General features: G+C 42.9%; 12 protein-coding genes. 9 read left to right on the top strand and 3 right to left on the bottom strand.

All coding sequences use genetic code 11. The features are described 5' to 3' along the window. Positions 1-1,168, top strand: a 1,168-nt coding sequence (locus ACI3E5_RS16880; protein WP_498855885.1) for a MucBP domain-containing protein, incomplete at its 5' end; no start/stop codon positions are given. A 78-nt stretch (positions 1,169-1,246) separates the two neighbouring features. Here the strand turns inward: ACI3E5_RS16880 and ACI3E5_RS16875 are convergent. Continuing rightward, positions 1,247-1,921: a CPBP family intramembrane glutamic endopeptidase gene (locus ACI3E5_RS16875; RefSeq protein ID WP_142962531.1), complete on the bottom strand. Its 675-nt coding sequence runs from the start codon at positions 1,919-1,921 to the stop codon at positions 1,247-1,249. A gap of 234 nt (positions 1,922-2,155) precedes the next feature. Between ACI3E5_RS16875 and ACI3E5_RS16870 the strand changes: the two genes are divergently transcribed. Beyond that, positions 2,156-3,718, top strand: a complete 1,563-nt coding sequence (locus ACI3E5_RS16870; RefSeq protein WP_186366361.1) for a polysaccharide deacetylase family protein — start codon at positions 2,156-2,158, stop codon at positions 3,716-3,718. Positions 3,719-3,790: 72 nt separating this feature from the next. Here the strand turns inward: ACI3E5_RS16870 and ACI3E5_RS16865 are convergent, their stop codons facing one another. Further along, positions 3,791-4,516: an Rgg family transcriptional regulator gene (locus ACI3E5_RS16865; RefSeq protein ID WP_010747893.1), complete on the bottom strand. Its 726-nt coding sequence runs from the start codon at positions 4,514-4,516 to the stop codon at positions 3,791-3,793. On the opposite strand from ACI3E5_RS16865, the gene ACI3E5_RS16860 reads away from it, so the two are divergent. From ACI3E5_RS16860 to ACI3E5_RS16830, 7 genes are all read left to right on the top strand, one after another. After that, positions 4,516-4,896, top strand: a complete 381-nt coding sequence (locus tag ACI3E5_RS16860; RefSeq protein WP_086292105.1) for an LPXTG cell wall anchor domain-containing protein — start codon at positions 4,516-4,518, stop codon at positions 4,894-4,896. The two genes, ACI3E5_RS16865 and ACI3E5_RS16860, sit on opposite strands and share 1 nt — an antisense overlap. 102 nt (positions 4,897-4,998) lie before the next feature. Further along, complete coding sequence (locus ACI3E5_RS16855; protein WP_010747894.1) at positions 4,999-6,468, top strand: adhesive domain-containing protein; 1,470 nt, start codon at positions 4,999-5,001, stop codon at positions 6,466-6,468. 14 nt (positions 6,469-6,482) lie between these two features. Continuing rightward, positions 6,483-6,791: an EF2685/EF0750 family sortase-dependent surface protein gene (locus ACI3E5_RS16850; RefSeq protein ID WP_010747895.1), complete on the top strand. Its 309-nt coding sequence runs from the start codon at positions 6,483-6,485 to the stop codon at positions 6,789-6,791. Further along, positions 6,788-7,435, top strand: coding sequence for a WxL domain-containing protein (locus tag ACI3E5_RS16845; RefSeq protein WP_010747896.1), 648 nt, complete (start codon positions 6,788-6,790; stop codon positions 7,433-7,435). Before ACI3E5_RS16850 ends, ACI3E5_RS16845 begins: the two co-directional genes overlap by 4 nt. A 111-nt stretch (positions 7,436-7,546) precedes the next feature. Beyond that, complete coding sequence (locus ACI3E5_RS16840; protein ID WP_081116763.1) at positions 7,547-8,581, top strand: WxLIP family cell surface protein; 1,035 nt, start codon at positions 7,547-7,549, stop codon at positions 8,579-8,581. A 615-nt stretch (positions 8,582-9,196) separates the two neighbouring features. Then, a complete protein-coding gene (locus ACI3E5_RS16835; protein ID WP_010747898.1) occupies positions 9,197-9,925 on the top strand; it encodes a LytTR family transcriptional regulator DNA-binding domain-containing protein in 729 nt (242 codons plus the stop codon). 27 nt (positions 9,926-9,952) lie between these two features. Further along, complete coding sequence (locus tag ACI3E5_RS16830; protein WP_498822052.1) at positions 9,953-15,880, top strand: bacterial Ig-like domain-containing protein; 5,928 nt, start codon at positions 9,953-9,955, stop codon at positions 15,878-15,880. Between the two features lie 133 nt (positions 15,881-16,013). Here ACI3E5_RS16830 and ACI3E5_RS16825 read toward each other — a convergent pair. Then, on the bottom strand, positions 16,014-16,247 hold a 234-nt coding region (locus tag ACI3E5_RS16825), incomplete at its 5' end, for a transposase (RefSeq protein ID WP_498822051.1).

Here is a 16,247-nt window from a genome sequence, read left to right as displayed (position 1 = left end):
AAGCCAATTGCCAGAAAATAGTAAAGGCGTATTTAGCGAAACCGCGCAAACAGTCACCTACATTTACACAAAAAATCCTGTACCCGCAGCGGATGTAATGGTCGAGTACCTAGATGCAGAAGGCAAAGAAATTCACGCTTCACAAACGATTAGCGGGAATGTAGGCGACTCTTACGATGCTAGTACAGAAAAATACCAACTAGCAATCGAAGGCTACACATTGGATGAAAGCCAATTACCAGAAAACAGTAAGGGTGTGTTTGGAGAAACAGCGCAAACAGTCACCTATATTTACAAAAAAAATCCGATACCAGCAGCTGATATAACAGTAAAATACGTTGATACAGAAGGCGAAGAAATTCATTCTCCTCAAACGATCAGTGGAAACGTAGGCGACTCATACGATGCTAGCACAGAACGATACCAACTAAAAATCGATGGCTATACACTAGACGAAAGCCAATTGCCAGAAAATCTTAAAGGTATATTTAGCGAAACCGCGCAAACAGTCACCTACATCTACACAAAAAATCCCGTACCCGCAGCAGATATAACGGTCGAGTACGTGGATCCAGAAGGTAACAAAATTCACGCTGCTAAAAAAATTAGCGGTAATGTGGGCGACTCTTACGATGCTAGTACAGAAAAATATCAACTAACAATCGAAGGCTACACTTTAGATCAAAGCCAATTACCAGAAAATCTTAAAGGTGTGTTTAGCGAAACAGCACAAATCATCACCTACATTTACACAAAAAATCCGATACCAGCAGCGGATGTGACGGTCGAGTACGCAGATACAGAAGGCAACGAAATTCACGCTTCACAAACGATTAGTGGAAACGTAGGCGACTCTTACGATGCTAGTACAGAAAAATATCAAGTAACAATCGATGGCTACACTTTAGACGAAAGTCGGCTGCCGCAAAATGCCAAAGGTACATTAGGTAAGGAAGAGGCAACTGTGACGTACGTTTATACAAAAGAAAACGCAGCAACCGCCATTATTTCTAATAAAAAAGAACCAACGGCGACTGTTGTTTCGAAAAAAAGCGCTTCTGCACAAAGATTGCCGCAAACCGATGAGCAGGGGACGTTGTTCCCGTTTGTAGTTGGTTTGTTCTTTATCGCCACGGCAAGCTGGCTTTATTTCAAAAAGCGTAAATAGCGATTAAGTAAGCCCTTGGGGAAAGGCGTTACTAACTATCAAAAAGGACAGCTAGGCTTCAGCTGTCCTTTTTGTTGCTTATTTACCTAAAAATGAAATGAATCCCAGGGAATCATAAAGAAAATGGCAGATCCAGCTGACCCATACGCTATTGGATTTTTTCCAAACGTAGTTGAGTGCCAATCTGGCAGGCATCAAGGTGATCAATAATTGGGCTGGATGAAAGCCGTACGCTGGGATGTGCCATAAAGCGAATAGCACACTGCAAATGATGGATGACCAGGCAAAAGAAAGGCCTCTTTTCTGCAACGCCAACAAGAGGTTGGTACTCAGCAATTCTTCTCCCATCAGCATAAAGGGAACTTGCAAAAAGACCATTTGGACAGTGATGGTTTCGCTGATCGAGTTGGTTGTTGGTTGTCCAAAAATAGCGGCATAAATAAAGGAAAAGAACACGCCAGTCAAAATGACGAAAGGGACACCCCACAATAAAACGGTGAACCGAAAATGTTTGAACTGCTCCAAAAAGGTCGTTCGTAAGAGAAAATACCCTGCACTAAATGCGAAGACCAGATTCCAGATGGTACCGACGATCGATAACACGGAATCGTTTAGTGGGATATAAGGAAGTAATTGATAGGTTAATCCTATGATTAAGGTAAGAACGAATAAATAAACTGCTGATTTGTGTTTCATTTTGAACACATCCTTCATAATAATTGCCACATGCTGAATTATAAACAGAAAAAACATCAAAGTACAAAAAGATATCTCTCATTATTTTTAAACAAAAAGAAAAAGCAGTGAACACGATATCATACTTGGCAGAATTGGTTTTCTTAAAAGCAGAATAAAGAATTTCTAAGAACAATTCTCAAAATTTGTGAACAAAAAGAGAAGTTTATAAGAATCTCTGTAACACTGTTGAAATATTATTACGCTTATGTTACATTTTGTTTACGTTATTATGTTTGAGGGAGAATGTTTATGAAGAAATCAAGCAATGATTCAAATAATTCACAACATAGAGAAGCGACTTCTGAAAAACAAGCACCTATTTCGAGGGTCGAATCACATCAAAAGCAAACAACGGGAACGACAAGACGCACGCCAACCGCCAATCGTCAAGTTTCTAAAAAGAAGCCAACCCATCGCAAGTATCTCTTTTCATTGATGACGCTGCTGACAATCGTCATTATCGCCACTGGGGGCTATATCGCATTTACTTTGAAGCAGCAAGAAGCATTGGCACGCGAAAAATATGAAGCTGCCGCGCAAAAGCTATTAGCATCGATCCAAGAAGAGCAGGCCAAAGAGGGAATTCCCGCAAAACTTGAAACATTGTCTGATGGGGACAAAAAAGAATTGATTTTCCGACCAAAAGAAGAAAGTGCCATCCCTGTAAAGGATGCAAGTCAGAAATTATCGACCATGGCGAACAAGCTATGCAAAAAGCACGCCGACAAAGAGACCGTTACGATCGCTCGGATTCAAGCACAAGCAGTTGCATCAAAAGTGTCAACCTATTCCTTAAAAGCGGACAGCTATGTTTGGAATCGAGAGACTGGGCGGTTTGAAGATGCGGATAGCGTGGTTGCCGATCCAATTTTTATTTCCGAGAAAACCGGCAATGAGTTATCCTTGAAAGACTTGGTTCCAGATGAAGGCAGCTTGCTAGGAATCCAGCAAGTGATTCAACAAAAGCTTTTGGATCAAGCCAAAGAACCGACTAAAATCCTTGATGCGGTCTTGGGGATGGACCGAATCACCTATGATTCAAAATTTACTTATGATCCTGAAAAAATAACGCTCCAGTTGCCGCAAAATCAAACAGGCGTATCCGAGATCACTTTGGCTTACAAAGAGATTGCGCCCTTTATTGATCCAGAGCTGGTCAATGCGGATCAATTGAAAGAGCAACAAGCGATGTTAGACGAAAACAAAAAATATGTTGCGTTGACTTTTGATGATGGACCAAATGATACTTCGACATTGGATCTCTTAAAAATCTTGAAAGATAATGATGTGAAGGCAACGTTCTTTGAATTGGGCCAAATGGTGGATCGATACCCTGAGGTCGCGAAAAAAGTCCATGAGGAAGGGCATGAAATTGCCAGTCACTCCTATTCTCATCCCCAATTAAATACGTTGTCGCCAGAGGAGGTCAAAGCGGAAATAACCAAAACGGACAAAGCCATCTATCAGGCGACAGGGGTCTTGCCTAAGAATTTGCGCCCGCCATATGGAGCGATTGATCAACAAAGCGCCCAAGCAGCAGGAAAATCGATCATTCAATGGAGTGTTGATACCGAGGATTGGAAGCTGAAAGATCCAAACAAGATATTGAAGGTTGTCCAAAACAATGTTTACGATGGATCGATTATTTTGCTACATGATATTCATCCGAAATCTGTTCAAGCCGTGCCGGGCATCATCAAAGCACTCAAAGCGCAAGGCTATGAATTTGTGACAGTCGATCAATTGCTCAATGGCAGCCAAAAACCAATGTATCAATACTTTGGTGCGAAAGATGAACGCAGTGTTAGCTAATAGCTGAAAAAGGAAGTGATGGCAATCATCACTTCCTTTTTTTATTAAACGAACGCTGCAGTTGCCGCTTTATCACTCGGAAGAGGCAAATGCTCGGAGGTAGTCATCATCCAGTAGTAAAGCAAAATCATCGGCAAGGGCACCTTGATCCAATTCTCGCATGATAGCTAGCATCTTTGTGGTAATCCTTTCGCCTGCTTTTTTGTCACCGGTTCTTAAGAGCAACACGCCTTGGAAAAACTTGCAGACGGCTTGGTGGAAAAATTCTTTGTAGTCTGTCGCCAAAAGTTTTAATTGGACGACGAGAACTTCCGTCGCATCGTATTGCTGGTGTTTTAGCGTATATTCGATCAAATTGATCAGTAGTGCGCAATAAATTTCCCGACCTTTTTCCATATCGATGTAGTATTCGAGCATCTTGGATACTTTTTTGAAGAAGAGGAAATTATGGTCGTTATCCAAAAGATCGATGGTGTTGCCAAAGAGTTGGATTTCTTGTAACGTCCAGCTCTCAACATCAACGAGATAGGAGATAATCGTTTGACGATCACATTTCAAAACCGCACGTTTCCGATAGACGCCATGTTCTGCCAAGCATTGCAGCATGCGAATCCGTGAGCGAACCTCTGCAATGCGGACATTGTTCAGTCGGCTAGAGGTTTGCTGCAGCTCCTGTAATAGAATTTGTAACTGGTTGATATCGTGCTTGTTTGAATATTGCGTGTACCGATGGTTGTAGCTGTTTTGCTCATCCAGCCGATAGCCATTCGCGATATAGAGAAATTCATCGATATCCATTGACAGATTTTCTAAGATTTGCAACAGCAGGTGGCAGAGAATACCGCAGTGCAGCAACACCAATCGTGGTACCAATGGGTGACAATGGCACGGATGGTTCAGATGGTACGGACGGTACCGATGGCACGGATGGCACCAATGGTTCTGATGGTACGAATGGTACCGACGGAAGTAACGGCGCTTGGGGCAACTGGGGCAATTGGGGAAACAATAATTGGAACAGCAACAATCACAACCAAAGCTGGTGGGGAAGTAAATTCTTGCCGAAAACGGGATCAGAAGGAACCTGGTACGCTTCAATGATTGGAGCAGCAGTCTTCGTTGTCGGAGGAATCGGCTTGTTCTTCAAAGCAAGAAAGAAAAAAGACCAGCAAAAATAGCATGACTTTACCAGCGGAGTGGACATCCTCCGCTGGTATCTCTAGTGAATCAAAACGTTGAAGCATTGATCATCGTTTCGTAAAGAAAGGGTTAGAAATAGTATGGAAAGCAGAAGGAGGGAAAAACGTTTTTACAAATGGACGATCGCTCAGTTGATTTTCTTGTTGACCAGCATCAGTTTCGTCAATTTGTATCTTTTAACAACGACCAAAGAAGCCGAGGCGGCAGTGAACGTATTAGATGTGGAAATTTTAAGCAATTTGACGAGTGCCAATACAAGTGGTACTTCAGCAAGTGCTCCTTGGCCAGGCAGTGTGACAAATCGACCAGTGACTTTTTCGATCAAAGGGAACGGGGGTTTGAACGCTTCTGTCAATGTCAACGGTGAGGATAAATTTGCTTTGTTGGCGATCCCCGCAGAGTTGAGAACTAGCATCAGTGCCAATGGATCAGCAGCTATCAAAACGTCGACCACAGTCAATATTGCCAATGTCCCGCTTTTGAATGCGATCTTAACAGCGCTTGATTCCTTGACCAGCTCCTTAAATTTCAATCTCGGGATCGTGCAAATCGATTTAACGGCTGTCAATCAGCAAATTTCCTTGCTAAAAACTGTTGGTAATTTAGGCAATGTAGAAATAAGCAGTCCGTTGCAGTTCACCACCCAAAGAGAAGCGTTGTATGCCAATATGAGTTCGAACCTCGGTGTCGTTTTAGGAACCAATGTCCCGCAAATTTTACGGAATTTAAGCACGGCGATTCAAAATACCCAGATCCGAGTGATCGGCATCGATATTGGTGGTGTCGTTCGTGCATTGCTGCAAGGGTTGCTGAATACCCTGCTTAACACTGTAACGTCAGCGTTAAATAATTTGGCAACCGTCCAAGAACAAATGGCGGATGCAGCCGTTTTAGGAGCAACGGATGTTCAAATTCCTACGCTACTTTCGGGTCCAGGACAGTTGACCGCAAATTGGACCGCCAATTTTTCGGCTTCTGTGTTGAAGGCAAAGCCGACGGACATCAATCTCTTGAACTTTAGTGCGCTAAATATCAGCAGTCGCCAAACCATGATTTATTTCATGGTCGAAGCACTGACGATGGATCGGACGAATCTGCCGACTCAGCTGAATTTTGGCCGACATGCCATTCAAACGAAAAAGAGTGAGACATGGCGGGCAACCGCCAACGGCGACCAAAGCGCAGCAGCTACAACTGGGATTTTACGGATCAATGATACCCGCAATCGTCAGAAAAAATGGCAAGTCAAGGTCAGACAATCCACCAATTGGGTCAATGGCACGCGAACATTGCCAGCTGCCGAATTAAGAGTTCAGCTTGGAACTGTCAATTCGACATTTACAGATGGTCGAGTGGTTTTACCTGATAATGCAACGATTGCCCTGCAGCAAAATGTCGAAAAAAATGTGGTGACGTTGGAAAATGCGGCATCGACTGGTGGACTGACTGTTAATTTTTCCCAGTTCAATTTATTTGTACCTGAGAAAACACCTAAATTTCAAGGTCAGTATCGCGCCACAGTCGTGTGGACCGTTTCTGATACACCTTGAAAAGGAAGAGCAGAATGAAAAAAAATTCCCTTGTGCTGCTTCTGATTTTGATGATCGGCAGTTTCTACAGTATCGTTCCATCAGCAGTAGCCAATACGACGACCGGCAACATTGAGTTTTATGAAGGACCAACGGAAACAGCTAGCAGTGATTCCATTGATGAAGAAATTGAACCACCGACCAGTCAAGAAACGGTTACTAACGCAGAAGAACCGCTGCCACAGCTTGCAGAAACCAATCACTTTTGGCTGCCCGTAATAGGCGGATTCTTCATTAGTCTGACATTGATCATTTGCATCAAAAAAAGGAGGATGGCAAAATGAGTTCAAAGAAAACGATAATAGGCGCATTGGGGGTATTGACTGCCCTTAGCATTGGTGCGACAGTGCAAGCAGATGACACGACCGGTGTCGTAGAATATACCTCTGGGGGCATCGTGTTTGACCCGGATAAAGGCGGGAGTGATCCCAATACGCAGCTACCAACGAATTTAGATTTTGGTGCCCATGAAATCCAAACAGAAAATGCCGAAACGTGGGTAGCTACTACGGATGGAACTGGACTACCTGGGGATGGGTCAACGCTGCAAAGAGGGGCAGTTGCGGTCAGCGATAATCGAGGACAGGCAAACTCTTCTTGGGCGATCAAAGTACGGCAAGCAACCCAATTTACGGCAGGAGACAGCACGTTGGACGGTGCGGTATTAACGGTAGATACGGGGACGTTGACCAATAACTTGAGTTCGCCGCCAACAGGAACCAGTGATATTGCCAATGGCGAGCTTGATTTTGCGGCGATCAACAATGAGTATGCGTTCTTGACCGCCAATGCTGGCGAAGGGATTGGTGAAACGTCGATGCCTTTAGAACAATTTACCCTTTCGATCCCAGCTAATACGGAAAAACAATCAGCAACCTACCAAACGACCCTCGTTTGGACGATCAGCAGTGCGCCGACGACCCCATAGGGCAGTAGTTATTGCGTAACAGTTAGCAGAAAAAAAGCAGCTTGCCTGAGCGGCTGCTTTTTATGCTAGCTGATTTTTCTTTCCTATATCGTGTAGAAAGGATCTGACAGGATGCATCAGAAGAAAGTTCGAGGCAAAGGATTTCAGTATTGGGTAGTAAGTATTCTAACGGTCTTATTTTTCATTGGTACGAGCAGTACGGGGGCAGCAGATTCACTGGATACCTTCGATGTTCAAATCAAATTGCCAGAGTCACAGCGGGACAAAGAGCTGATGTACTATGATTTGTTGCTGGAGCCCAAGGCAGAAGAAAAACTAGCGGTCATGGTTTCCAATAAAAGCGAGCAACCAATCAATCTACAGCTATCCTTTAATCGAGCGGTCACGAACATGACGGGTGTCGTTGAGTACTCTGGGGCAAATGAGGAAGCAACGCCTTCTGCTCCGTACGCGATCGAAGAACTCGTCACTTTAAGTGATGAAACCCTTTCGTTAGCCCCTAATGAGCAAAAAGAAATCACCTTGACAGTCCAGATGCCATCTGAATCCTTTGATGGGATTTTGGCAGGGGGACTATACGTCCAGCAAACCGGCAGTGAAGAATTTCAAGGAAATGTCCAAAACCTACTAGCCAGAGAAGTGGCGGTGTTGCTCCGTAACAAAGAGACCGACATCCCACCAGCGGTCCGAATTGAGGAAGCACATCTGGAAGAAATCAATCGCCGCAATGTCATCATCTTAGCGGTGGAAAATACAGCGGCAAATTATCTTAGTAAGGCCACGCTTGCTTATGAAGTGTTTCATGATGGACAAGCAACAGCGATCAAAGGGGAAAAAGAGATCCAATTAGCGCCCAATGCGTTAATGAATTACGCACTGCCATTAGATGGAAACGAACTGCAATCAGGAGAGTATGAAATAAAAACGACCCTCAAAGCAGCTGATCAACAATGGCAAGGAGAGCCTACCTTTCAAGTTAAAAGTCAAGAAGCGCAAGAAAGAAACGAGCAAGATGTCAGTATTGAAGAAACCTCTTCGCCGATCCTACTCTATTTATCGATTGGTGGTGTTTTATGTCTGATCATCGCCTATTTGATTTGGCATAATCGCAAGCTGAAGCGAGCATTGAAAAAAAGTGATGACTAGCAGGTAGTGGAAATCAACGGTGGTTGCAGGAAAAGTCTACTATTATAGTAAGAAATGTTTTCAAATAGCTAAAAGCAGCACCACTCATGAAAAGAATCGCAAAGAAAACCATTTATCATTGAGAATAAATGGTTTTTTCGTGTTCCGCACATTTTGTTGAGAACAGTGAAGGGGAAATTTTGACATTAACCAATAGGAGGTCATGTCATCACTGATGAATAATTGTTCTTCAATCGTTGAAAGGAGAGAAGCATCCAGTGGAAAATAAATAACGTTTGTGATGTTGGGTTCAAATCGTTTTTTTTTCACATGGAATTATCATAAAACTTTACCTAAAAGTGTTTCCGCTTCCCTGAAAGTCTGTCGTAGATATTGTTAAAAAAACATAATATTTTTTTGTTGGCTACGCTTACTCCCTTATAAAAGCTTTAAGAAAACTCTTTAGCGTGTCTTTTTATCTATAATAGGTTTAGACCAATTACAGCGTCTTTTCTTACTTTGTTTTTAATTTAAACTACCTTTTTTGCATGAATGTTTCGTTAATTCGTTTGAAAGTGCAAGCAGGCATTTTTGATTAAGAATACAATTAGAAATGATACAAAAAGGAGAATTAAGATGTCTGCAAATTTGAGCAATTTCGCTGTTTATATAGTAGATGACAACTTTTTTAATGAGAATTTGATGAAGAAAATGATTACGGAAAGTCGTGTTCCGCATTATTTAGTTGAGATTCTTTCGCCTGAAGCACTAGCCCCTTTTCTTGACGGATACCTAACAGATGTGAACGACCTCTTCTTATTTTCCATTGAAATGAAAGGATTTGATCGAAGTTTTCAATTAGCAGGAAGCTTGAGGGAACAATGCAAAAAGTGTCAAATCGCTTTTTATGGTGCCTATGCCTCCAAAATCGAAATCAAGAAGCTGAATCTTATCTGTCCTTTAGGGATCATCGATACAAAAGAAAAGGAGGTGGCAATGCAGCTAAAAAATTTATTAACGGAAGCGATCGAAGTCAAACGATCCTTACTCGGAAAAAAGCACTTATTAAAAATCGTCAGTAAAAGAGAGTTGATGGTGGTTGATGCAGAAGCAATCAACTATATTACAACGATCAAAGGAGAGCGAAACCGAATTGCTTTTCACCAAAAAAAGTCGATCGAATTTCTCGAAACTTCCTTGAAGGTGATCAAACAATTAGAGCTGCCAGAGTATTATAACGTCTTTAAATCTTACATTATCAATGCGCGACAAATCAAAATGATCGATCGAACAAACAATGTTTTGTGCTTTTTTAATGGAGAAGAGTTAGAAGTCGGGAAAAAAATCCGTAAGGCAATCAGTTAAAATTACATACATTTACTGGAGGAAAAAATGAATAAGAGAAGCAAAAGAATTCGTCATGGCATCGTTGTTACCGCACTAGGAATCACTCAAGTGATCACTCCGGTCATGGCGATAGCGGAAACAACCGAACAAGAACAGACCGTCAACACGCTAGACAAATCAGATCAACTACTAGAAACGATGACTGAATCGACAAATGAAGCTAACGGAAACGAAGCACAAGCAGCTGAGGATGCTCAAACAGATTATTCTTCCGAAGCGAGCAAAGAGGAATCATCAGCTGGTTCAGAAAACACGGAACCAAGTGAAACGAGCACATCGGCTTCCTCAAATAGAACGGAAGATTCTAGCCATGCGAGACAAGAAAGTTCTTCAACATCCGATTCAAAAGAAACCAAAGAAGAGCAACAGACACCTCGTATCAGCACGCGCATCAATGACCAAGAACTTTTGGAAAAAGGCACCCTGCTGACCATTGCTGGCGAAGAATTCAGCCGAACGGAAGAAACACGAATCTTAAACAATAGTCCAGTGAAACTGAAATTGGATTTTGAAATCAATGACAAAGATTATTTCGCTGGCACCACTGCTGTTTTTGACTTGCCGCAAGGCCTTGGCTTTAGTGATGTGCAAGAAACCAATGAAGCGATCAATGCATCGTGGGCTGTAGATAGTGCAGCTCATCAACTGATGATCACGTTTAATCAATCGGTTCATGATGCCTCTTTTTCGATCGAGTTGACTAGTTATCTATATTCAGAAGATAAGCCTCAGCTAACGATTGAGATCGGCGATCAAAACCAGACAAGCTATGCGATTGATTTGTATGAAGAGGTCGATCCGATTCAATATGTGTCAGAAAAAAATGTCTTTGGGATGGAAGGAATGGTCTACTACAATAACGATCGGACATTATCTGGAACGGAAACTCTTTCACTGAATTTGGTTGATACGCCGGGGGCTTCCTTCAAAAAGATTGAGACCCAACCGTTAAAAGTTTTCAGCTATGAGGTGGATATCAAAGGAAAGATCAAACCAGAAACACAGACAGCATTAGTCGAAGGGACGGACTATACGATCACTTCAAATAGTCTTTACAATACTGCCGTTGAAGTCAAACAGATGGACAAACAAAAGGCTTATGGGGTTTCTTATCAATTTACGATGAGCCTGACCGAGCTGACGGATTATACTGCTTCTTTTTCAAAAGGGTATCCAACGACCGGATTTGGTTCGGTACAGCTAAAACAAACAACTGCCCAAAACAGAGGGTTTTCCTTTATCGCAAAAACCAGCAAAGATGAAAAAGAAGTCGATTCTAGGTATTATATGGGGGTTGCTTCTGCCAGTTTTATGAATGGCCTTTCTAAAGGAAACTACTATGTATCAATTCATCAAATGCCGACGGAGATGAAAGCTGGTCAACAAATCATCCTTTCGAGTCAAAACGGACAGCCGATCACGGCGAAACAGTTAACAGCAAGAGATGCCTTCTATCAAAATATGACTTTTTCGGATTATTTTTCTGTCGAAAATAACGGGGACAAACTGATTGTGACCGCTACAAAAGACAGCAATCTCACTCTTGGTTCCACGAACATAACCGTACCCTTTGATCAGAAAGATATCATTCTCAATGTCTCGACACCGTTGATCGCCAATAGAGAATTCAAAATCGTTGAAGACAACTATGTCGAACCAATCAGTGTTCTTAATCCCAACAATGCTGAAACGGCTTGGGGAAATTATGATCAAAATGGTGCTTACATGAGTGATACTTCCATCAACATCGAAGGCAGTAACTCACAACCAATCGAAAATTTGCACATGTTTATTGAACATCCAGAGTATCTTTCTTTGAGAAAGGTACCAAAAGTCAGTTTTTACTACACATTAGGAAAAGATTATACGATTGAAGAAGTAGCAGGCGGAACGATGGTCACCTTTACGTCGCCCATTACCTATTCCGTTCAATTTGATATTGGCTTCAATTACGTGCCAGACAGTTTAGCACCGACAAAATCGATTCCTAATGATACAATTCCAATCACGATTTCCGCAACGGGACTTGACACGGTTCACACCTCCGTCTATACCGGTAGGAAACTGTACTCTGAACGCACGCTCCAAAGCAGTAAGAATCAGTTTTTAGTCAACGCGCGTCAAGATACCATCAGTGATTTGACTGTTGAAACTCATGTACCGAAAAATACCGATGTCGTGTTTTCGATCATCGATGTTTCCAATGAACAAGTCAGTGGCATTTATCCACAGTATTGGGATCGCGGTTATTATGATAACCAAGCCATGAAGGAAAGCGATCCGAATTATCCAACGATCACCCATGATGAAGAAACCAACTATTATACCTTTGATTTTGGGACGACCAATCGGCGCTACATTATTGCTTATCAATACGCCAATGGATGGCAGGAAATGAGTACGATTTATGTGCCTGGTTATGCAAAAGAACCGTTATCTAATAATCAACAAGGCACAGCCACAGTTTCAGTATCCAATACGGCGACAGATATTATTGGCATTACGCAAAATACCGTCAATAATACGAAAAACATGACGCAGGTCAAGGTCACGACAAAAAATATCGATGATGGCTCGAAAAAAGTAGCAAATCCAACGATCCTTCTAAAATCGTTAGGGAACACCAATGGCGAAATCGATTTAGGATCGATCACTGTTTCGAATGTGCCAGATGACAGCTATGAAGTCAAAGAAGTTGATGGGAACGTACAGCTTGTCTTTTCAAACTATGTTCTAACGAAAAATATCGAAATCAGTTACAACGTCCTTTCACAAAACGCCGGCCAAATCTCAGCCTCAGCAACGATCGTTTCTGATACGATCGATACCTTGTCGGAAGCCAAACGGACGGCTACCTCGACGGTGGCCAATCTGCAATTTTCGGCAGGCGATTCCAGCGGGATCATCTACAAAACCAATGCGACGCTTGATGTTTATAATACCGAAGAACCAACTGAGAAGATTGCGGGGGTTACTTTGACGCTTTGGAATCAATTGACTGGAGATATCGTTTCTGTCGTAACGGATGAAAATGGAGAATACCAATTAACTGATATTTATACGGGGAACTATACGCTTTATGTTTCCTACGTCCCAGAAGGTTACGTCATACCACAGGAACTTCAGCTTGGTAAAGAGGTGCAAGTGAACCGGACGGGCAATCATCTTTCTGTCGGTATCACACCAGAAGAAGATTTGTCGACGATCGACGCCAAGGATAGCACGATCTACGTGGGAGATGAATGGCATGCTGAAGACAACTTTGTTTCAGCGACAGACAAGCATGGCAATGCGATGACCTTCTCGGAAATCACAGTCAATGGCGAGGTCGACACGACAAACGTTGGCACCTATGAGGTCAAATACATCAACGGTAGTGTTAGCCAAACAGCGACGATCACCGTGGTTGCCAACCAAGAAACAGTAGCAGCCAAAGACAGCACGTTATATGTAGGCGATGCATGGACAGCAGCTGATAATTTTCTATCGGCAACGGATAAAGACGGCAATGCAGTGACAATCGCAGAAGTGACCATCAACGGCGAAGTTGATACGGACACACCAGGAGAATACCAAGTCATTTATCGCAATGGCAAAGCTGAAGCGACAGCGACGATCACCGTGTTAGCTGATCAAACATCAATTAAAGTAAAAGATAGCACCTTATACGTCGGGGACGACTGGCATGCGGTGGATAACTTTGTTTCGGCAACGGACAAAACAGGAGCGAATGTACCATTTTCAAATGTGACCGTTAGTGGAACCGTGGATACTTCCAAAGAAGGTCAATATCCAGTGGTCTATCAAAACGGCAATAAAAAAGCAACAGCGACGATCACCGTGGTTGCCAATCAAGAAACAGTCGTTGCCAAGGATAGTACACTTTATGTTGGAGATTCATGGGAACTTGCGGATAATTTTGTTTCAGCAACGGATAAGAAGGGACAACCGTTAAGCTTGGCAGAAGTCACCACTAGTGGTGAAGTGGATACGAAAGTACCAGGAGAATACCAAGTAATCTATCGTAACGGCAAAGCTGAAGCGAAAGCGACGATCACCGTGTTGGCTGATCAAACATCAATTAAAGTTAAAGATAGCACCTTATATGTCGGAGATGACTGGCAAGCAATCGACAACTTTGTTTCAGCCACGGACAAATCAGGAGCGAATGTACCATTTTCAAATGTGACCGTTAGTGGCTCAGTTGATACTTCCAAAGAAGGTCAATATCCAGTGGTTTATCAAAACGGGAAAGTAAAAGCAACGGCGACGATTACGGTTGTTGCGAACCAAGAAACGGTAGTTGCTAAAGACAGTACGATTTATGAAGGCGATGACTGGCAAGCCGCCGACAACTTTGTGTCGGCAACAGATAAAGACGGCAACGCAGTAAAACTGGCTAATATCACAACAGTAGGTACAGTTGACAGCGCCACACCAGGGAAATATGAAGTGGTTTATCGCAATGGCAAAGCCGAAGCGACTGCCACGATCACCGTGTTAGCTGATCAAACGAGTGTCAAAGCCAAAGACAGTACTCTGTATGTCGGCGATGACTGGCAAGCTGCCGACAACTTTGTCTCAGCCACAGACAAAACAGGAGCAAACCTACCATTTTCAGCAGTGACGGTTAGTGGCTCAGTTGATACTTCCAAAGAAGGTCAATATCCAGTGGTTTATCAAAACGGAAAAGTAAAAGCAACGGCGACGATTACGGTCGTTGCCAACCAAGAAACGGTAGTTGCTAAAGATAGTACGATTTATGAAGGCGATGACTGGCAAGCCGCCGACAATTTTGTATCGGCAACAGATAAAGACGGCAACGCAGTAAAACTGACTGATATCACAACAGTAGGCACAGTCGATAGCGCCACACCAGGGAAATATGAAGTGATTTATCGCAATGGCAAAGCCGAGGCGAAAGCGACGATCACCGTATTGGCAGATCAAACGAGTGTCAAAGCCGAAGACAGTACTCTGTACGTGGGCGACGATTGGGAAGCTGCCGACAACTTTGTCTCAGCCACAGACAAAACGGGAGCAACGGTTGAATTATCAGGAGTAATCGTTACTGGTACCGTCGATACCAATCAGGAAGGCACATACGATGTCACTTATACGAATGGAAAAGTCAGCGCCACAGCGACAATCACTGTGGTTGCTCACGAAGAAACGGTCGTAGCAAAAGATAGTACAATCTATGAAGGAGAGAAGTGGCAAGCCGTCGATAATTTTGTCTCGGCAACAGATAAAAGCGAACAAGCAGTCGATTATGATCAAGTATTGATTAGTGGTACAGTCAATACTGATGTGCCTGGAAAATACCAAGTCATCTATCGAAATGGCAAGGCCGAAGCAACTGCCACAATCACCGTGTTGGCAGATCAAACGTCTGTGACTGTGAAAGATAGCGTGATTTATGTCGGTGATAACTGGACAGCAGCCGACAATTTTGTCTCCGCTACAGATCGTGACGGTAAGTCACTCGCATTGGAGCAACTGCTGGTGGGCGGTTCGGTGGATACGAAGAAAACGGGCACCTATCAAGTCACTTATTCAATCGTCACTGATGAAGCAGCAACTCCTAACTTTTTCGCACGTTTATTTGGTACTCGCTCACAAGAAGCAGTCACCGCCACAGCGACTATCAAAGTCGTTGAAAAAGCAGAAGAACCAGAGGAGAACGATCAGCAGCCAGAGAAAGATGATTCTGACAAAGGGCAACAAAAACCAACGGATGAAGGGCAGACTGACAAACAAACCAAAGCGACCGCAAAGGACAAACGGTTGCTACCAAAGACTGGTACAGCCATCACTCAAGGCTATTCGATTGCAGGAGTGAGCCTTGTTGCTCTAGCGGGGATCGTCTTTTTTCGTAAGAAACACACGAACAAAAGCAGAAAAACGAAATAAGTCGCAATGACTCTAGCAGCGGATATCGTGAAGGATATCCGCTGTTTTTTTGGCTCTTTGTCAATAAGGACTGATGAGTTGTGCAAAATCAAATCTGGGTCAGAATGAACCTCATTCTGGCTCAGATTTTTTGTTATCTCACTTTGATTAATTGATTGATCAAAAAGATTCTAATTCTCATGTTCTCGAATGATTTAAATCCGTAGGATACTCCTTTCATTGTCTTTATGTGGGTATTCTTCGCTTCTATTTTTCCATTGGAATAAGGATAGATTATTGCGTTGGTGATGCCTTCTTCATAGGTCAGAAGGTTTTGAAGCTTCTCCCGAAAGCCGTCATCTAACGTTTCGGGAAGTTCTGCCAATAA

Source organism: Candidatus Enterococcus avicola, assembly GCF_047470845.1.
Taxonomy (GTDB): Bacteria; Bacillota; Bacilli; order Lactobacillales; family Enterococcaceae; genus Enterococcus_D; species Enterococcus_D casseliflavus.
The sequence above is the reverse complement of the archived record's forward strand: the minus strand, read 5'-3'. Positions and strand labels throughout refer to the sequence as shown.

Coding starts and splice junctions, on each gene's coding strand:
- ACI3E5_RS16845 (WP_010747896.1), top strand. CDS start 6,788: ATGAGTTCAAAGAAAACGATAATAGGCGCATTGGGGGTATTGACTGCC.
- ACI3E5_RS16840 (WP_081116763.1), top strand. CDS start 7,547: ATGCATCAGAAGAAAGTTCGAGGCAAAGGATTTCAGTATTGGGTAGTA.
- ACI3E5_RS16870 (WP_186366361.1), top strand. CDS start 2,156: ATGAAGAAATCAAGCAATGATTCAAATAATTCACAACATAGAGAAGCG.
- ACI3E5_RS16855 (WP_010747894.1), top strand. CDS start 4,999: ATGGAAAGCAGAAGGAGGGAAAAACGTTTTTACAAATGGACGATCGCT.
- ACI3E5_RS16850 (WP_010747895.1), top strand. CDS start 6,483: ATGAAAAAAAATTCCCTTGTGCTGCTTCTGATTTTGATGATCGGCAGT.
- ACI3E5_RS16830 (WP_498822052.1), top strand. CDS start 9,953: ATGAATAAGAGAAGCAAAAGAATTCGTCATGGCATCGTTGTTACCGCA.
- ACI3E5_RS16835 (WP_010747898.1), top strand. CDS start 9,197: ATGTCTGCAAATTTGAGCAATTTCGCTGTTTATATAGTAGATGACAAC.
- ACI3E5_RS16875 (WP_142962531.1), bottom strand. CDS start 1,921: ATGTTTTTTCTGTTTATAATTCAGCATGTGGCAATTATTATGAAGGAT.
- ACI3E5_RS16865 (WP_010747893.1), bottom strand. CDS start 4,516: ATGGATATCGATGAATTTCTCTATATCGCGAATGGCTATCGGCTGGAT.